This is a genomic window from Pseudomonas sp. 22526, assembly GCF_052044735.1.
GTDB classification, from domain to species: Bacteria; Pseudomonadota; Gammaproteobacteria; order Pseudomonadales; family Pseudomonadaceae; genus Aquipseudomonas; species Aquipseudomonas piscium.
The window spans coordinates 290,087-307,305 of the sequence record NZ_JBQENK010000007.1; the positions used below are offsets into that span (position 1 = coordinate 290,087).

The 17,219-nt window shown below is 60.7% G+C and carries 16 protein-coding genes; 11 read left to right on the forward strand and 5 right to left on the reverse strand.

What is annotated here, in order from left to right:
* Positions 1-19 precede the first annotated feature (19 nt).
* Positions 20-1,519 (reverse strand): PAS domain S-box protein, encoded by a 1,500-nt coding sequence (locus ACTJKT_RS13460; protein WP_440787445.1) that lies wholly within the window; start codon positions 1,517-1,519, stop codon positions 20-22.
* 683 nt (positions 1,520-2,202) lie between these two features.
* Complete coding sequence (locus ACTJKT_RS13465) at positions 2,203-3,525, reverse strand: sigma-54 interaction domain-containing protein (protein WP_440787446.1); 1,323 nt, start codon at positions 3,523-3,525, stop codon at positions 2,203-2,205.
* A gap of 240 nt (positions 3,526-3,765) precedes the next feature.
* On the opposite strand from ACTJKT_RS13465, the gene ACTJKT_RS13470 reads away from it, so the two are divergent.
* The 9 genes from ACTJKT_RS13470 to ACTJKT_RS13510 all read left to right on the forward strand — a co-directional run bounded on the left by ACTJKT_RS13470 (position 3,766) and on the right by ACTJKT_RS13510 (position 11,552).
* Positions 3,766-4,650, forward strand: a complete 885-nt coding sequence (locus ACTJKT_RS13470) for an MBL fold metallo-hydrolase (RefSeq protein WP_053278647.1) — start codon at positions 3,766-3,768, stop codon at positions 4,648-4,650.
* Between the two features lie 34 nt (positions 4,651-4,684).
* Positions 4,685-5,962: an NAD(P)/FAD-dependent oxidoreductase gene (locus ACTJKT_RS13475; protein ID WP_440787447.1), complete on the forward strand. Its 1,278-nt coding sequence runs from the start codon at positions 4,685-4,687 to the stop codon at positions 5,960-5,962.
* Positions 5,959-6,783: a sulfite exporter TauE/SafE family protein gene (locus ACTJKT_RS13480; protein WP_025809465.1), complete on the forward strand. Its 825-nt coding sequence runs from the start codon at positions 5,959-5,961 to the stop codon at positions 6,781-6,783. Before ACTJKT_RS13475 ends, ACTJKT_RS13480 begins: the two co-directional genes overlap by 4 nt.
* Positions 6,784-6,989: 206 nt before the next feature.
* Positions 6,990-8,564 (forward strand): phospholipase effector Tle1 domain-containing protein, encoded by a 1,575-nt coding sequence (locus ACTJKT_RS13485; protein ID WP_440787448.1) that lies wholly within the window; start codon positions 6,990-6,992, stop codon positions 8,562-8,564.
* On the forward strand, positions 8,564-9,220 hold the full coding sequence (locus tag ACTJKT_RS13490; RefSeq protein ID WP_440787449.1) for a DUF2931 family protein: 657 nt from the start codon (positions 8,564-8,566) through the stop codon (positions 9,218-9,220). Before ACTJKT_RS13485 ends, ACTJKT_RS13490 begins: the two co-directional genes overlap by 1 nt.
* Before the next feature lie 18 nt (positions 9,221-9,238).
* Positions 9,239-9,958 carry a DUF2931 family protein gene (locus tag ACTJKT_RS13495; protein ID WP_440787450.1) on the forward strand — a complete coding sequence of 240 codons (720 nt, stop codon included), beginning with the start codon at positions 9,239-9,241 and terminating at the stop codon, positions 9,956-9,958.
* A gap of 211 nt (positions 9,959-10,169) precedes the next feature.
* A complete protein-coding gene (locus ACTJKT_RS13500; protein WP_053260709.1) occupies positions 10,170-10,604 on the forward strand; it encodes a YeeE/YedE family protein in 435 nt (144 codons plus the stop codon).
* A 2-nt stretch (positions 10,605-10,606) separates the two neighbouring features.
* Positions 10,607-11,026: a DUF6691 family protein gene (locus tag ACTJKT_RS13505; protein ID WP_440787477.1), complete on the forward strand. Its 420-nt coding sequence runs from the start codon at positions 10,607-10,609 to the stop codon at positions 11,024-11,026.
* Between the two features lie 64 nt (positions 11,027-11,090).
* The gene (locus ACTJKT_RS13510; RefSeq protein WP_440787451.1) at positions 11,091-11,552 is read left to right on the forward strand and encodes a GNAT family N-acetyltransferase; all 462 of its coding nucleotides are present in this window, start codon (positions 11,091-11,093) and stop codon (positions 11,550-11,552) included.
* A 108-nt stretch (positions 11,553-11,660) separates the two neighbouring features.
* Here ACTJKT_RS13510 and ACTJKT_RS13515 read toward each other — a convergent pair whose 3' ends face one another.
* Both ACTJKT_RS13515 and ACTJKT_RS13520 read right to left on the reverse strand, forming a co-directional pair.
* Positions 11,661-12,347 (reverse strand): hypothetical protein, encoded by a 687-nt coding sequence (locus ACTJKT_RS13515; RefSeq protein WP_440787452.1) that lies wholly within the window; start codon positions 12,345-12,347, stop codon positions 11,661-11,663.
* Positions 12,347-13,324 (reverse strand): hypothetical protein, encoded by a 978-nt coding sequence (locus ACTJKT_RS13520; RefSeq protein ID WP_440787453.1) that lies wholly within the window; start codon positions 13,322-13,324, stop codon positions 12,347-12,349. The genes ACTJKT_RS13515 and ACTJKT_RS13520 overlap by 1 nt, the downstream gene beginning before the upstream one ends.
* 594 nt (positions 13,325-13,918) lie before the next feature.
* Here ACTJKT_RS13520 and ACTJKT_RS13525 point away from each other — a divergent pair.
* Positions 13,919-14,200 (forward strand): fructose-bisphosphate aldolase, encoded by a 282-nt coding sequence (locus ACTJKT_RS13525; protein WP_440787454.1) that lies wholly within the window; start codon positions 13,919-13,921, stop codon positions 14,198-14,200.
* A 347-nt stretch (positions 14,201-14,547) separates the two neighbouring features.
* Here ACTJKT_RS13525 and ACTJKT_RS13530 read toward each other — a convergent pair whose 3' ends face one another.
* On the reverse strand, positions 14,548-16,242 hold the full coding sequence (locus tag ACTJKT_RS13530; RefSeq protein ID WP_440787455.1) for a DNA cytosine methyltransferase: 1,695 nt from the start codon (positions 16,240-16,242) through the stop codon (positions 14,548-14,550).
* 337 nt (positions 16,243-16,579) lie between these two features.
* Here ACTJKT_RS13530 and ACTJKT_RS13535 point away from each other — a divergent pair, with 337 nt between their 5' ends.
* Positions 16,580-17,059 carry a very short patch repair endonuclease gene (locus ACTJKT_RS13535; RefSeq protein ID WP_440787456.1) on the forward strand — a complete coding sequence of 160 codons (480 nt, stop codon included), beginning with the start codon at positions 16,580-16,582 and terminating at the stop codon, positions 17,057-17,059.
* The last annotated feature ends 160 nt before the right edge of the window (positions 17,060-17,219 follow it).

A 17,219-nucleotide genomic window follows, 5' to 3' on the forward strand; every position in this document is an offset into this window, starting at 1 on the left:
ACTGGTGCATTTGCACCGGTCAGCGCTGCGCCTTGCCGCGACGCTCGCCGCTGAACAGCCCGCGTTCGCGAGCCCAGACAATGGCCTCGGCGCGGCTGTGCACCGCCAGCTTGGAATACACCGTGGCCAGGTGATTGCGCACCGTGCTGAGGGCCAGCTGCAGGCGCGCGGCAATCTCCTTGTCGGCCAGGCCCTCGCAGATCAGCCCCAGCACATCGCGCTCGCGGGCGGTCAGGTCGGTAAAGGACGCACTGGGCTGCTCGGCCTGGTTGGCGCTGCGCACATTGGCCAGCTTTTCGATCAGGGTCTGGCTGAACCACGAGGCATCGCGCATCACCTCCTCGATCGCCGACACCAGCTCCAGCTCGGAGCGCTTGCGCTCGGTAATGTCCATCAGCACCAGCAGGTAGCTGGGCTTGTCCTGGATATTCACCGTGTCGGCCGAGACCACGCAATCGAGCAGTTCACCGCCCTTCTTCAGCACCCTGAGGTCGAGGTTGCGGACATCGGCGCTTTTCTCCAGGGCGCCGAACAGGCTGGCACAGGCCTGCGGGCTGGCGATAAAGCCGACCTCTTCCACGGTCTTGCCCAGCAGCTCTTCGGCGGCATAACCGGTGCTGTCGAGAAAGGCTTCGTTGACGTCGACTATCTGCTGGCTGTCGGCGCCGCACACCAGGGTCGGCACCGGCGTCAGGCGGAAGGCCTTGGCAAAACGCTCCTCGCTCTGGCGCAGGGCCGTCTCCGCCTTGCGCCGCGGTTCCAGGTCCATGAAGGAAAACAGCATGCAGTCTTCTTCGTTGATATCCAGCGGCTGACCGGCGACTATCACCAGCTTGCTGCCGCCTTCGGGCAGGCGCAGCTCGGCCTGCATTTGCGGGATGGTCGCGCCCTGGCCCAGGCGCTCGATGGCCAGGTCCTTGCGCTCGGCGCCCTCCAGCACATCCACCTCGTACACCGAGCGGCCGATCACCTGGTCGCGGGCATAACCGGTCATTTCCAGGAAGCCCTGGTTGACCTTGATGTAGCGCAGGTCGCCGAGGCGGCAGATCACCGCCGGCGCCGGGTTGGAATTGAAGGTCTTCTCGAAACGCTGTTCGGCGCTGGCCCACTCGGTGGCGTCGCTGAGGATCAGCACCAGGGACTCCACCTCGCCGGCGCGGTCGGTGAGGATCATGCTGCGTACCCGATGCACCCAGGTGCGTTCCTCCTCACCCTCGCCGCTGCGCACCTCCACCACCACATCGCTGAAGGTCTCCCCGGCGGCGACCCTATTGATCGGGTAGCTGTCCAGGGCCAGGGGGTGATTGTTGCGATAACGCAGGGCGAAACGCTCGGCGTACTGGCGGTCATCGGCACCCAGCTCACCGATGGCTTCGACCCCGTGCATGGCCAGCGCCGCCTCGTTGGCCCAAACGATGCGCCGGTCCGCCTCGAGCAGGATGACCCCGTCGGACAGCCCGGAAATGATCTGCTGCAACTGGCGGCGATTGGTTTCGGTGGCGAGTAGGTCCTGGCTCATGGCAGCTCCTGAAGTGCCCGCACTCTTGGCAAGGCGGCGGATAAAGGGGGCAGAAGCTACGACCGCGCCACACCGCCATCGTGCCCTCAAGCTGAAGCCCCCCTGTAGCCGCTGGCGCAGCCTGCGATAGACCCGAAGGGTCTCCGGCGCCGGCAAGATCGCCGCGAGCGTGCCGCTCGATCGCAGCCTGCGCCAGCGGCTACACAAGCATTGAGCGGGGCCGGAATATCGAGAGGGGTCGCAGCATCCCTGTAGCCGCTGGCGCAGCCTGCGATAGACCCGAAGGGGCTCCGGCGCCGGCAAGATCGCCACGAGCGTGCCGCTCGATCGCAGCCTGCGGCAGCGGCTACACAAGCATTGAGCGGGAGCGGAATATCGAGGGGGCGCAGTATCCCTGTAGCCGCTGGCGAAGCCTGCGATAGACCCGCAGGGTCTCCAGCGCCGGCAAGACCGCTACGGGCGTGCCGCCCGATCGCAGCCTGCGGCAGCGGCTACACAAGCATTGAGCGGGAGCGGAATATCGAGGGGGCGCAGCATCCCTGTAGCCGCTGGCGAAGCCTGCGATAGACCCGAAGGGTCTCCGGCGCCGGCAAGATCCCTGCGAGCGTGCCGCTCGATCGCAGCCTGCGGCAGCGGCTACACAAGCATTGAGCGGGAGCGGAATATTGAGGGGGCGAGCAGGTTCAGGAAATGCCCAGGGCCTTCAACCGCCGATACAGGGTGCGTTCGCTCAGGCCCAGGGCCTTGGCCAGTTCGCTGCGTGAGCCTTCGAACACTTCCAGAGCGTGGGCCAGTTGCTCCAGGTCCTTGCCCGCGCGGCGCCGGCTCGGCTGCGTTGTGGCGGCGGCACTGCCGGCGCGCAATTCCTCGGGCAAGTCCTCGACCCGGATCACCCCGTCGTCGCTGAACAACCGTGCCCGTTCGAGGATATTGCGCAGCTCGCGGATATTGCCCGGGTAGGCATACAGGCCCAGGCGCTCCAGGGCTTCCGGCGCGACCCGCGGCACGGCGCCCGGCGCCAGGCGTTGCAGCAGGCTGTCGATCAGCAGCGGCAGGTCGTCGCTGCGCTCGCGCAGGGCCGGCAGGCGGATCGGGAAAGCGCTGATGCGGTAGTAGAGGTCCTGGCGGAAGGTGCCGGCGACGACCATTTCCTTGAGCGGCTTGTGGGTCGCCGAGACCAGGCGGAAGTCCGAATGCACGGTGCGCAGGCTGCCCACCGGACGAAAGCTGCCGGACTCGATCAGGCGCAGCAGCTTGACCTGCATCGCCAGCGGCACTTCGCCGATCTCGTCGAGAAACAGGGTGCCGCCATGGGCCGCTTCGGCCAGGCCGATCTTGCGTTGCAGGGCGCCGGTAAAGGCGCCCTTCTCATAGCCGAACAGTTCGCTCTCCAGCAGCGACTCGGTCAGGCCGGTGCAATCGACTACCACCAGCGGCCCACTGGCACGCGGGCTGCCGTCGTGCAGGGCGCGGGCGAACAGCTCCTTGCCGGTACCGGACTCGCCCTGCAACAGCACCGGGATCTGCGACGGCGCCGCCCGCTGCAGGGCGCTCAAGGCCGCATTGAAGGCTGGCGAACGGCCCACCAGGCCCTTCTGCTGTGGTTGCACCGAAGCCACCGCCACCGAACTCAGGCGCTCGACATAGGCCACCACCTGCCCCGTGTCGCCGAGGATCGGCCGCAGCTCGACGTCCACATGCTCCGGCCCGCGCGGGGTGTGATGGATATGCAGCAGGCGCTCCGGCAGGCGGGTCTCGAAGGCCTTGCGCATCGGGCAATGTTCGCCGGCCTGGTCGCAAGGCACCGCGAACTGGTGGGACACCCGATAGCACTTGGCGCCGACATGGGGTTTGCCCTCGACACCGAACTGGCGCTGGTAGGCGGTGTTGGCCGCGAGGATGTTGTAGTCGGTGTCTAACAGGATTGTCGGCTGGGCGTCATGTTCCAGATAGGACATCAGGGCTAACATTTCAGCAGTGGCGAGGGCATTGGTGGGCTGGGGCATGGCAACTCCTGGGCGTTGCGCGGCAGCTTAAACCAAGGGCCCGGCTTCTGCCATTTTCTGCCAGAAACTGCCAATCGACTGCCACCTACAATTGACAGTGACAGCCGGAACGTCCGCCCCAAGCCTTTGAATTCAATGAATGGGCGGTAAAAACAGCGCACGCCGGTTGGCACGTTTATTGACAGTTCAAGTGACGACTGCCCGCCCCGGCCGGCGTCACCCTATTGTTCGGAGAGCCCAATGATCATCGGCGCATCGCTGTGCGTAGAAGCCTTTTTCGACCACCAGACATGGACCATCAGCTACCTGGTGATGGACCTCGACACCCGGCGCTGCGCGCTGATCGATAGCGTGCTGGACTACGACCCCAAGTCCGGCCGCACCCGCACCGAGTCCGCCGACAAGCTGATTGCCCGGGTGCGGGAACTGGACGCCCAGGTCGACTGGATCCTCGAGACCCACGTGCACGCCGATCACCTGTCCGCCGCGGCCTACCTCAAGGCGCAGCTCGGCGCCCGGGTGGCGATCGGCAACCAGATCACCGTGGTGCAGCAGGTGTTCGGCCAGCTGTTCAACGAGGGCCAGGGTTTTGCCCGCGACGGCAGCCAGTTCGACGTGCTGCTCGAAGACGACAGCCGCTTCGCCATCGGCAACCTCCAGGCCCGCGCCCTGCACACGCCCGGCCATACCCCGGCGTGCATGACCTATCTGGTACAGGTCGGCGAAGAAACCGTGGCTTTTGTCGGCGACACCCTGTTCATGCCCGACTACGGAACCGCCCGCTGCGACTTCCCCGGCGCCGACGCGCGCACCCTGTACCGCTCCATCGGCAAGATCCTCGCCCTGCCGCCGCAGACCCGGCTGTTCATGTGCCACGACTACCTGCCCAACGGCCGCGAACTGCAATACATGACCACGGTCGCCGAACAGCGCGCCAACAACATTCATATCCACCAAGGGATCGATGAGGACAGCTTTGTGCGCATGCGCGAAGCCCGCGACGCCACCCTGGAAATGCCGGTGCTGATCCTGCCCTCGGTGCAGGTCAACATGCGCAGCGGCCAGTTCCCCGAGCCCGACGACAACGGCGTGAGCTACCTGAAGATCCCGCTGAACGCCCTTTAAAACCTATAACGCCACTCCACCAGGAGACGCTGCCATGCGCCCGATTTCCCCCATTCAACGAGCCGTCAACGGCAGCCACCAGGTGCTGATCGTCGGCGGCGGCGCGGCCGGCATTGCCACCGCGTCCAGCCTGATCAGCCGCGAGCCCCATCTGGACGTCGCCATCATCGACCCGGCCGACACCCACTATTACCAGCCCGGCTGGACCCTGGTCGGCGCCGGGGTGTTCCGCGCCGAAGACACCGCTCGCGGCATGGCCTCGCTGATCCCCAAGGGGGTGAAATGGATCCAGGCCGCGGTGAGCAGCTTCGAGCCGGAGCACAACGCCCTGGTACTCAACGACGGTCGTGTACTGGGGTATGACCAATTGGTGGTCTGCCCAGGCCTCAAGCTCGACTGGAACGCCATCGAGGGCCTGAGCGAAACCCTGGGCAAAAACGGCGTGACCTCCAATTACCGCTACGACCTGGCGCCCTACACCTGGCAACTGGCGCAGAACCTCAAGCAGGGCCAGGCGCTGTTCAGCCAGCCGCCGATGCCGATCAAATGCGCCGGCGCGCCACAGAAGGCCATGTATCTGTCCTGCGATCACTGGCTGCGCAACGGTCGGTTGGGGCAGATCAACACCCGCTTCCTGAATGCCGGCGGCGTGCTGTTCGGCGTGCCGGACTACGTGCCGGCACTGATGGAGTACGTGAAGAAATACGCCATCGCCCTGGATTTCGGCCACAACCTGGTGGCGGTGGACGGCCCCGACAAACGGGCGACCTTCATCCGCAACAACGCCGAGGGCCAGCAGGAACGCATCGAGCTGCCCTTCGACATGCTGCACGTGGTGCCGCCGCAGACCGCCCCGGACTTTATCCGTAACAGCCCACTGGCGGATGCCGCCGGCTGGATCGATGTCGACCCGCACAGCCTGCAGCACAAGCGCTACAGCAACATCCATGGCCTCGGCGACGGGACCAATACCAGCAACGCGAAAACCGCCGCGGCGGCGCGCAAGCAGGCGCCGGTGGTGGCCACCAACGTGCTGGTGAACCTCAAGCGCCTGCCGACCAGGGCGCAGTACGACGGCTACGGCTCCTGCCCGCTGACCGTGGAGCGCGGCAAGATCGTCCTCGCCGAATTCACCTACGGCGGCAAGGTCGCGCCGAGCTTCCCGGCCTGGCTGCTGGACGGTCGCCAGCCGACCCGCCGCGCCTGGTGGTTGAAGGAGCGCATCCTGCCGCCGCTGTACTGGCGCGGAATGCTCAAGGGCCATGAGTGGCTGGCGCGGCCCAGCCTGGTGACGGACCTGCCGGAATCATGAGTGAGTACAGCTTGTTGGGCGCCGGGCTCGGCGCGCTGATCGGGGCGATCCTGGCATTGACCGGGGCCGGCGGCGGGATTCTCGCGGTGCCGCTGCTGGTGTTCGGCCTCGGCCTGAGCATGGTCGAGGCCGCGCCCATCGGCCTGCTCGCGGTGGGCCTGGCGGCCGCGGTGGGCGCGGTGCTGGGGCTGCGCGAAGGCATAGTGCGTTACCGCGCCGCCGGCTTCGTCGCCGCCATCGGCATCCTCATGGCGCCGGTCGGCCTGTGGCTGGCCCACCGCCTGCCGAACCTGCCGCTGGCCCTGCTGTTTTCCGCGGTGCTGCTGTACGCCTGCGGACGCATCCTGCTCAAGGCCACCCGCGAACTGCGCCACGGCCAGCCGGCGCCCAGGGCGGCCTTCCAGCCCTGCGTGCTCAACCCCTTGCAGGGCCGGCTGCGCTGGACCCTGCCCTGCGCCCGCGCCCTGACCTTCACCGGCATGCTCTCCGGGCTGCTCTCCGGCCTGCTCGGCGTCGGCGGCGGCTTCGTGATCATCCCGGCGCTGACCCGCTACACCAACCTCGACAGCAAAAGCATCGTCGCCACCTCCCTGGCGGTGATCGCCCTGGTGTCCACCGGCAGCGTCATCACCGCCAGCCTCAGCGGCGTGATGCACTGGGCGGTGGGCGCGCCCTTCGCCGGCGGCGCGGTGCTGGGCCTGATCGCCGGCCGGCAAGTCGCCCGCTACCTGGCAGGGCCGCGGTTGCAGCAGTTGTTTGCCCTAGTGGGGATGCTGGCGGCGGTGATGCTCAGCCTCGGCGCACTCGGCGCCTGGCACTGAACCCGCAATCGCGAGCAAACGCTCTTCTGTAGGAGCGAAGCTTGCTCGCGATAGCGCCCACCCAGGCAACAAAAACATCCCGGCAATCAATCGCTCCTACAACCGAATCAGCACCTGCCCAACCTCTTGCAGATTCCTCCTAAATCCATCGCCCGCCATTCCCGGTACGGTTCTCAGCGCCCCTTTCGCCTGAACCAGGACCACCCATGGCCAGCAACGGACCCGGGCCGATGCCCAACCTTCTTCGGCCCGCCAACCCCAACCAGCGGCCCGCCGAACGCGCAGCAGAAACCGACCAGCCCAGCTACGGTGAACAGCTCTGGGCCCAGTACGAAAAGTACGCCAAGGAGCCTGCGCCACCGCCCGACAAGGTTCAGGTGGCGCTGCGTATCGGTGTGTTCTTTGATGGCACCGGCAACAACGCCAGCAACTCGGCTATGGGTCAGATTTGCGGGGCTCAGCATCCTATTGAAGCCAGGGATATCGATGGCAGTTGCAAGCCGTATATGAGGGATCCGGAGAGCAGTTACGGGAATGATGTGAGCAATGTTAAGCGGTTGAGTGATTTGTACTATTCCGCACAAGAACCCGAAGGCATGGGTCTGCAAAAGCAAGCCTCCTTTGCAATTTATCTCGAGGGTATCGGTACGCAGACGGGCAAAAAAGACAGCCTGATAACCTCGGGTACAGGGCGTGGCGACACAGGAGTCGCAGGATGTGTGCAGAAGGCGTTCCGTGAGATCAAGGAACGTATTGCATTTTTCTTCGAGCAATATCCCGACAGTGAAATATCCTCGTTGATCTTCGATGCTTTCGGCTTTAGCCGAGGCGCCGCAGCAGCCCGGCACTTTGCCAATGAAGTCGTGCGCTGGCTCGGGCCACTCGAGCTAATTCTGCACGACCACTCCAAGGCCTTCAGTCCCCGCTTCAACCGACAGTACGGCAACGACCTAGACATGGGCTTTATCGGCCTGTTCGATACGGTGCCGTCGGTTGCCGGGCTGAGCAACCTGGGCAACGTGCGCAGCGCCATTGCCCCAGGTATCAAGCTGCACCTCGACCGTCGCTACTTTCGCTCAGTCGTCCAACTGGTCGCACGCGACGAATACCGGGCCAACTTTGCCCTGAGCCGGGTCAAACCTGACCACGTTGAAATCCCTCTACCCGGCGCGCATTCGGATATCGGCGGTGGTTATCTGGATGGGATGCAAGAGTGTGTACTCGTCAGTCCGATGCAAGCGCTGGAGGTGCCACTCAATACTGACGTGACCCAGACCTCGATTTACCGGGACGCTACCCTGATAAGAAAACGCTGGTTGGCCAAGGGCTGGCCCGCACAATGGCTGGAGATCGTCACGCCGGAGCCGATGGTTCTGCCGCAAGATCCACAGGACCGTCTCGGTTTACGACAAAAGCGGATGTATGTCGGCTTACAGCTCAAGAGGCCAATGAGCAATAAGCTGGCGAAGGTGTATCTACGAGTTATGTATGAACTAGCCAAGGAAAACGGCGTGCAATTCCAGGAGATTCCAGAAACAACCGAGTACGCAATTCCATCAGAGCTTCAAGCACTTTGTGACAGATTTGTCGCTGGTGACTACAGTACGACTCCAGCCGAGGAGACCATGCTCAAGCTGCGTTATATCCATCTCTCGGCCCACTGGAACCACCCACTTGGCAAACAGGATGGCGGCAGCCTTAAAGTCGTCTACATCAACGCCCCCACGGCAGATGCCGTGCGAGTACAACACCCTCACGTACCTGACTGGACGCTTTGGTAATGAGAGCATTCATCGCCCTGCTGGGCACACTGCTATTAAGTGGCTGCCTGACCACCGATCCGCTATCCGGAAAAAACGACCCTAAAAGTCCTTGGTGGGATCTCGGTTTCACCGAGCCCAATTACATGAAAGTTTGGGTTGAAGACAGCGCAGTAGAAGATATCAATGGAAAACTGTTTCGCCGCACCGGCGGCGGAACTGCAGCAGGCGGACAACCTGAGGACAACCGGGAGTCTGCGAGGGGATGGACAGGAGTCGGTGTCGGAGGCAAATCCGTGGTCGGCGCCGACCTGCCCAAACGCATTTTCGTGCGCTGGCAATCGGTGGTTGAACCGCAAACCTATCGGGTATGGATCAACATCCCGGAAGAGGCTCGACAGATCATGCGCAGGGCGACCGACCGTCGCTGCCCAGAAACGCCAAAACAAACCGCCAGCTATATGGCCTCGGTCAATCTGGGGCTGGCGCCGGGCGGCGTTGTTCAAGTGTGGGTAAGGGATGAATGCCGTCATCCGATCAAAGTAGTCCGGACCCAAGCCGAAGTTGAGCTGCTAGGACCGGACCAAGGCAAAAATAATGGGCGTTACGCCTATAAGGTCAGCGAAAAATCCAAACGCTATATAGAGAAATACGGCATTCCCTATGGCAGCTGGTAAGTAACCTCCCCTCTGTATATGAAGAGCGCTTTGCTAATAAACCCTGTTCCCTCATGCATCTGGCTGGACGCTTTGGTAACGAGAGTATTCATCGCCCTGCTGGGTACATTGCTGTTGACTGGCTGCTTAGCCAGCGATCCGCTATCTGGAAAAAACGACCTCAAGGCACCTTGGTGGCAGCTTGGCTTCAGCGAGCCGTTCTATATGAAAGTTTGGGTCGAAGACAGCGCTGTTGAAGATATCAACGGCAAGTTATTCCGTCGTACAGGCGGTGGCTCCGCTGCAGGTGGTGATATGGGTTACGACAAAGAGTGGGCCAGAGGATGGGGCGGGAAGGGAGTTGGAGGTAGCGGTAAGTCAGTGGTTGGCGCTGACCTGCCCAAACGCATTTTCGTACGCTGGCAATCGGTCGTAGAGCCACAGGCCTATCGGGCATGGGTGGATATTCCAGAAGAGGCCCGGAAAATCATGACCACCTCGACTAACCGACGCTGCCCGGAAACTCCGCATCAGACTGCTCGCTATATGGCATCGGTCTATTTAGGCCTGGCCCCCGGTGGCATCGTACAAGTCTGGGTCAGAGATGAATGCCGCAACACGGTCAAAGTCGCCCGTGCGCAAGCTGAGATTGAACCGCTGGGGCCGCACCTGGGTAAATCAAACGGGCACTACTACCCGCTACCCGAGAACTCCAAGCGGTACATAGAGAAATACGGCATCCCCTATGGCAGCTGGTAAACAACTCCCCTCACACACCTGACTGGACACCTTAGTAATGAGAGCACTCATCGCCCAACTTACGCGCTAATGCTCTACCGCATACCGCTGCTCTCGCAGACAACTCTCCAACTGACAGCACCACTCCCCCTCCAGCCACCTCGGACATATCGCACCACCACCCCAAAGACTAAACTCCACTCACCCTTCCCCAGCACAAGGCCCCCTCCCCATGAATATCGACTGGCTGCACTTCACGCCCTGGAGCGCCCTTGCCGGTGGCGCGCTGATTGGTCTGGCCGCCGGTCTGTTTGTCATGGCCAACGGGCGCATCGCCGGGATCAGTGGCCTGCTGGGCAGCCTGCTGCAACCGGGCAGTGAAGGCTGGAGCGAAAAGGCGCTGTTCCTGTCGGGCCTGCTGCTGGCGCCGTTGTTCTGGGGGCTGTTCCAGGTGTTGCCGGCGATCGAATTCCAAAGCGGCATAGCCGGCCTGATCGGCGCCGGGCTGTTGGTGGGCCTGGGTACGCGCTACAGCGCGGGCTGCACCAGTGGTCATGGGGTCTGTGGCATCTCCCGATGGTCGCCGCGCTCATTGGTCGCCACCCTGAGTTTTATGCTGACCGGTTTTATTACTGTCTGGCTGCTGCGCCACGGGATGGGGCTATGAAAATGCGCAAGGTCACAGCTTTTATCGCCGGTCTGTTGTTTGGCCTAGGCCTGCTGCTGTCGGGCATGACCAACCCGACCAAGGTTCTGGGCTTTCTGGACTTGGCGGGCCAGTGGGACCCATCCCTGGCCCTGGTGATGTTCGGCGCCATCGGCGCTGCCTGGTGGCCGTTCCACTGGGCCATCAAACAGCCCAATGCCCTGCTCGGCGCGGCCATGCAATTACCCACCCGCCGCGACATCGACCGCCGCCTGATCGGCGGCAGCCTGCTGTTCGGCATCGGCTGGGGCATCGCCGGCATCTGCCCGGGGCCGGGGCTGACCCTGCTGTTCACGCTCCATTGGCAGGCCTGGGTATTTGTCCTGGCCATGCTGGCGGGCATGCTGCTGTTTCAGTGGCTGGAAGCGCGCCGCATGCACTGAGCCCTTGGCGAACCAGATTCGCCAAGGTTAGTGTCCGGGTCTACCTCTCAAAGGATTCCCCCACATGGACTGTGAAATCCGCCCCGCCAACGAGCAGGACGCCGGCGCCATCAGCCGCCTGATCATCGCCGCCCTGCAGACCAGCAACGCCCAGGACTACCCTGCCGCCGTGATCGCCCAGGTGCGGCAAAACTTCAGCCCGCACGCCGTGCGCCAGTTATTGAGCAAACGCCAGGTCTGGGTGGCCCAGGCGGCCGGCGAAATCGTCGGCACCGCCAGCCTCGACGGCCATGTAGTGCGCTCGGTCTTCGTCGCCCCGGAAAGACAAGGCCAGAGCGTCGGCCGCCAACTGATGGCCGAACTCGAACGCCAGGCCCTGAGCGCCGGCATCACCCAGCTGACCGTGCCCTCCTCGATCACCGCCAAAGGCTTCTACACCAACCTGGGCTTCCATACCCTGCGCGAGCAATACCACGGCGAGGAACGCACCCTGATCATGCAGCGCCAACTGACACCACCCCTGTAGCCGCTGCCGAGCCCGCGAGGCTGCGCCCGACTGCGCAGCAGTCGCCAAACCTGCAAGCACAGCCTGTCTGACTAAACACCAAGATCAACCGACAAAACCGAGCCCGGCTCAAGGCAAAGCCTCAAACCGCCCACTCCCCTCATCCCACTGAAACCCAGGCAACCTGCACTCACTCAAACTGATCCTCAGGCTCTCCCCCTCCGCCCGCACCTGCAACATATCCACCCCTTGATACAGACAACCCGGCGCCGCCAGCGTCAGGGTCTGCAGCGGTTTGCCGCTGGCCTTGTCCACCACCTCGATCGCCGTTATCCGCTGGTCATTGCCCTGCATCGGCACCTGGAAATACCAGCGCTTGGTGGACGCACTCTGCAACAGCGTGGTGTTCGGCTGCGGCCACGAGTAGTCCGAGTTCACCAGGGCTACCAGCTTCAGGGCGATGGGCAAGGTCTTGCCGGTGCGATAGCTGGTCCAGCTGCCGCGCACCTGCTCGCTCTGGCGGCTGACCATCAGGTCGTTGAACTGCAAACGCGCCACCGGCAGGCCCTGCTCGTCCAGCTCGTCCATGGCCAGCACCTTGTTGCTGAAGCTGAAGGTCGGCTTGAGGCGGATCGGCGTGCGATAGCGCTGGTAGGCATAGGTCCCCTGGTACAGCGCGTTCTGGCTGCCCAGTGTCAGCACAATGGCCTGCTTGCCCAAGGTGCCCTGGTACACCCCATGGGCCGCTTGCGCCGGCACTAGCCACGACACCAGCAACAACGCCGCCAGCCCGCGAAAAAGATCAACCACCCGCATCAGAAACGCTCCTCGCCAGACTGAATAAATTCCAGCCGGTCAGGGCTGATCACGCGGTAATAATCCCAACGCCGGGTGCCCGCACTGAAGTTGATAAAGTCCTGCTTGCTGAACTCCATCTGCCCGCCCGCGGCAAAGCGCACCGTGCCCTCCGCGGCGAACTGCTCCAGCTGCGGATGGCGCAGATACGCCTGGGTCTGTGGGTGGTACAGGTAATACTGGGTCGGCGCGCACAGCACACTGCCGTACGGACCGTTCAAGCTGTAGCTCTGCACCTGGAAATCAAGGGTTGAATCGGCATCGAAATGCTCGAAGGTCAAGGTACGAGTCCCGGTCGGAGCTAGGCACCACTGCCCGCCCACCTCCTGCACCACCTCGCCGGTGGCTCGGCTCATCACCCGGATGTTGTCCACCCGCCCCGTGTCCTCCCCGGCGTTGCGCACGGCATGCACACTGAAATAGAACTGCTTGTCGGCCGCCGGCTGCAACAACTCACCGTCAAAAGCCTCCCGCTGATTCCCGCCAAACCGCATCACCCGCTGCAACTGCAACGGCTGCTGCACACCCGTGCGCAAATCGACAAAAGCCCCCTGCAACGCCTCGGCCCCCTCGGCAAAAGGCTGCAACGACACAGCCGCCGCCGGCAACGTCGGGTTATCCATGATATTGATCAACAGCCCCCCGCCCTGACGAAACGGCGTGAGCTCCAAAGGCATCGGCAACCGCTCGGCCCCGCTAAACCAATAGCCGGACATCCCGCCGCCATATTGCGAGTCATAGGTGAGCGCCAGCTCCACCGGCGTATCGCCGAGCGTGCCGCGGTAGGTCGTGATGGGGTTGGCGTTGGCAGTAGGCACACTCAGCGCCAAACCCACAAACAGCGCCGGAGCCAACCGGAATAGAAAATGCCCCAGGCGGCACACACAACCCCGCGTCCCTGCCCCTACTCGCCTCCCGCCACCAACGGACTGGGTCATGCCTGCGCTCCTTGCAATGGGTAAAAGGCGCGCAGGATAGCAAAGTTGGTTGGGGGGATCAGAGGGTGTTGCTGCGGCCCTGTAGCCGCTGCCGAGCCCGCGAGGCTGCGATGGGGCGCGCAGCGGCCCTAAATCGGCACACCACGATTGTTCAGACATACCTATGCAGCGACTCGTTAACCGCTCGTTGATAGTGCTCTTTGCCAGAGAGCGCGACCTGGCCAGACGCTGAAACTCTCCAACAGGCCGCCGGGCAATCTGCTGAATGAGTTGAGAGGCAAACACAGACGGCCCTTACAGCCAAACTAGATAGATCCTACTGCGCCGCCATTACCCCAACACCTATAGTTCCTCTGTCTGCTGACCCCGGTCAGCGACAGGGTTTCGCAGCCCAACAGAAAAGTCGAACTACACCGCCAATGACAACTCAGGCACACTCCGCCTGCGTTTCATCTCATGGCGGCTGTGCGTGGGAGACCTCCGGGTCTGCCGGGTTTGTTCTTTTCTTCGGTCTGCGAACCCACGTACAGCTGCCACCCAATTGATTCGCAGCAATCAGGTGGCAACTTTTTCATTCTTGAAAAGGACGACACCATGAAAACTCAAGACTCATCCGAGCGTTTTATCCCTCTAACCCCAATTGCCAGCGATGGGCCGGTGCTTTTTATCGACAGCCATGCGCCGCTGGTAGATTTGCATGCGTGTGCTAGTGAGCGTTTGGTCACCACTCTTGATTACCTGAATCTGATGGCCTGCAGTACGTTGAGAGATTCAAGCGACAAAGACATCAGCACAGTGACCAATACCGCTCGACTGTTGCTGCAGGATGTTCGGGATGTATTGGCGGTGATTGAAACGCGGGCTTTTAGCGTGTGATCTGCAACTAAAAACGCCGGCCACAAGCCGGCTTTTTAATATTCTACTAAAAGCTATTCTAATCCTTTAAAAAGCCCTGCTAGATCAGGGGGGCGTAAGTCTATTTTATTCCTGTGACTTCTTTTTTAATCAAACGGTTTCCACGATAAAGTGGGAGATCAGATGAGGGATTGGAGAGCGAAAATCATCAGGAAACTAACAGGCAAAACTGTCGAAAATCCAACCACCCAGCAGCACCTATGAAGACGACGATCGATTGCACCTAAATGCACTAGTCCGTCTGCCTTCAAACTCAACATGGAAGCCTGACAGTCGCTGCTTATCCCCCCTACGGTATGCCCCTCGGGTCAGTTCTCGATTAGTGACGAGGTGGTTGCAGTTTGTACAGGTCGTTTACCCATAATATCTTGGCGCTCGACAACCCGCCGACACACAACGTCATAGACAATTTCCGCGATCTTGTTTGCTAGCAGAGGCGGTACAGCATTGCCCACTTGGTGGTATTGCTGGGTTCGATTCCCTTCAAAATAGTAGTTGTCTGGGAATGTCTGAAGTCGTGCAGCCTCTCGAACGGTCAGGCTACGACATTGCGCAGGGTCGTAGTGAATAAAGTAGTGCCCATCCTTCGAGATATGGCTGGTGATAGTAGTTGCCGGAAGCCCTGCAAGCTGCACTCTGAAGCGATCACTAAACTTACCGCTTTCCCAATTTTTGTGAGCTGGGGCGAGACCAGGAAGTGAAAATTGCTGATGGCCTTTGGGCGAGTATTTGTTGTGCTCAGCGAAGGTACTTGCAAACGCATATCGCCGCAGATCTGACCGCATATGGCTGCGGGCGTCGTGACTCATCCAATATTTGATATCGGGATCCTGATACCAAGCATCCAAGGATGGTATACCTGTATGACCTTGACCTTGCTCCTTTTTCACTCGCTCACCACCTGAACTCCGCGGAGCATCGAAAAGTGCTTGACGAGTAGCTCGCAAAGGCGCAATCAGTTTGCCATTTTCAAGTTCCGCATGATTCAGCAAATCATCTACTTCGTCAGCAATTGCTTGATACCAAGCTTCTTGGGAGTCCGCTCCCCTTGACAGCTTGCTTCTGAGCTTGGGTAGGCTACCAATGGCTTGTCTCACCGATACCGGGTCGGCTGTTTTCAAGAGCTCATGAAACGGAATATTACCGTGTTCATCAAGCGCTATTCCCAGAAGGATTACACGATGGCGAGCTTGTGGAATTCCGTATTTTTCTGCTTCGATGATAAAAGACTTGGGATTTACTCTATCTATGCAATCTGAAGAGCTGAATGACTCCTCGGAAACCAGAGAGCAAATCTTGTATTTTTGCCCGCCCTCTACATTATCCAATGCTTTGGCAGGATCCACCAAATCTATCAAAATCTGCGAAAAGATCCTTTTACCCCCAACCTTGGAAGACAAGATCCCTTTAACATTTTCCATAACAAAAACAGTAGGGCGATAATCCTTGATGATGCGCAGATAGTCTTTGTACAGAAAATGCCGATGATCATTCTCTGGGACGTAACCCTGTTTGGCTTGGTTTCTGGCTCGACCAACAATCGAATACGCTTGGCATGGAGGACCACCAATGAGGACCCACGGACGCCCTTCTTTATTCAATCTTGCGTTTATGAGTCTATTTAACTCCTTGTCGCCCTCCTCCGATCCCAAGGTTATCTGCCGTGCCTCCTGCTCGGCCCGGCTCCAGAACTCTGCTGTTTCAGGAGTGCTAGGTTCTGCTGCCTCTCCATTGCAGTACCGGTAGTAATCCTGCAGCCCTTTAGGGTACTCGCGCTTGAGCAAACGATAGAAAGCCCGCAGCCTGAGCGTCCTCCTAGCGACAGGATCCATTTCGGCAGAAACGATGATATCGAAGTGTTTACCATCACCGGAGGATGAAAAACCCTCACCCAATCCGCCAGGGCCAGCGAAAAGGTCGACGATCTGAATAGCCTCCTCAACTGCAACAGTTGGCTCGGCGATCGTCTTCGGCGGGAAAAGGATGTTCTGGTATTGAATCATGGGCTTCATTGGTCAAAAAATCAGGAATGGCAACAACATAGGCAGCCGAGCCGCGATACTTTACTAGGATTGAGACAGCAGCGCAGCAGCAGCCTCACTCGCGACGGTCACATCCCCTCGGCGCTTGCTTTGGAGTGATCAACAATCCCAGCTACAGCCTCCTTTGCGGCGGAAAGCACAAGTTCAAACCATGGCCTGTTACCTGACGCAGCAAAACCATTACACATCTCTCCGCGGCCAGCGAAAAATTCAACGATTTTTATTGGTTTCGGGAGCGCTAGCGCAGCTTCAAAGGTCATATCCTTAAGCAAGAACAGGCGCACCTTGAGGGTAATTCATGGACATAGTCAGTAAAGAAGTCCGGTCTCGCATGATGGCCAGCATCCGCAGCAGCAATACAATCCCGGAGATGAAGGTCCGAAAGCTGCTGCATAAGCATGGTTTCAGGTACCGATTGCATCCACGAGAGATTCCAGGTCGCCCCGACGTGGTGTTACCTCGCTATCGCGTCTGCATATTCATTCATGGCTGCTTCTGGCACAGGCACCCCGAGTGCCGGTACGCGACCAACCCCAGTTCTCGCGAAGATTTCTGGCGCTTGAAATTCGAGCAGAACGTGAAGCGAGATATGAGAAACAGGAACGAGCTGCTACAACAGGGTTGGCGCGTCTTCGAGCTTTGGGAGTGCGGAATTCGCAAGCCGGAAGCAGAAATGAAATGGCTTCTGGAGGCCGTGCCGGATTGTAATCAACAATATATCTCTTGGCCCGATTTTCCTTCCGAGCCCTCCAGCCGACTGCGACGCCCTGGTTACTAAGCCAACTATTTTGCACCTCCATGGAGGCGGCTCCATCAACGGCAACCCCCAGCACTTTTTTACCGAAATGCAGCGTCTCGCAGCTCGCCTAGCCCGCACCATGGTGGGAAACGGCCTGGCTCCCGAGCATTAACGTATCACTGGAGTAGAATCACGCTCC

Coding starts and splice junctions, on each gene's coding strand:
- ACTJKT_RS13520 (WP_440787453.1), bottom strand. CDS start 13,324: ATGACCCAGTCCGTTGGTGGCGGGAGGCGAGTAGGGGCAGGGACGCGG.
- ACTJKT_RS13475 (WP_440787447.1), top strand. CDS start 4,685: ATGCGCCCGATTTCCCCCATTCAACGAGCCGTCAACGGCAGCCACCAG.
- ACTJKT_RS13535 (WP_440787456.1), top strand. CDS start 16,580: ATGGACATAGTCAGTAAAGAAGTCCGGTCTCGCATGATGGCCAGCATC.
- ACTJKT_RS13480 (WP_025809465.1), top strand. CDS start 5,959: ATGAGTGAGTACAGCTTGTTGGGCGCCGGGCTCGGCGCGCTGATCGGG.
- ACTJKT_RS13525 (WP_440787454.1), top strand. CDS start 13,919: ATGAAAACTCAAGACTCATCCGAGCGTTTTATCCCTCTAACCCCAATT.
- ACTJKT_RS13500 (WP_053260709.1), top strand. CDS start 10,170: ATGAATATCGACTGGCTGCACTTCACGCCCTGGAGCGCCCTTGCCGGT.
- ACTJKT_RS13505 (WP_440787477.1), top strand. CDS start 10,607: ATGCGCAAGGTCACAGCTTTTATCGCCGGTCTGTTGTTTGGCCTAGGC.
- ACTJKT_RS13515 (WP_440787452.1), bottom strand. CDS start 12,347: ATGCGGGTGGTTGATCTTTTTCGCGGGCTGGCGGCGTTGTTGCTGGTG.
- ACTJKT_RS13460 (WP_440787445.1), bottom strand. CDS start 1,519: ATGAGCCAGGACCTACTCGCCACCGAAACCAATCGCCGCCAGTTGCAG.
- ACTJKT_RS13490 (WP_440787449.1), top strand. CDS start 8,564: ATGAGAGCATTCATCGCCCTGCTGGGCACACTGCTATTAAGTGGCTGC.
- ACTJKT_RS13470 (WP_053278647.1), top strand. CDS start 3,766: ATGATCATCGGCGCATCGCTGTGCGTAGAAGCCTTTTTCGACCACCAG.
- ACTJKT_RS13530 (WP_440787455.1), bottom strand. CDS start 16,242: ATGATTCAATACCAGAACATCCTTTTCCCGCCGAAGACGATCGCCGAG.
- ACTJKT_RS13465 (WP_440787446.1), bottom strand. CDS start 3,525: ATGCCCCAGCCCACCAATGCCCTCGCCACTGCTGAAATGTTAGCCCTG.
- ACTJKT_RS13495 (WP_440787450.1), top strand. CDS start 9,239: ATGAAGAGCGCTTTGCTAATAAACCCTGTTCCCTCATGCATCTGGCTG.
- ACTJKT_RS13510 (WP_440787451.1), top strand. CDS start 11,091: ATGGACTGTGAAATCCGCCCCGCCAACGAGCAGGACGCCGGCGCCATC.
- ACTJKT_RS13485 (WP_440787448.1), top strand. CDS start 6,990: ATGGCCAGCAACGGACCCGGGCCGATGCCCAACCTTCTTCGGCCCGCC.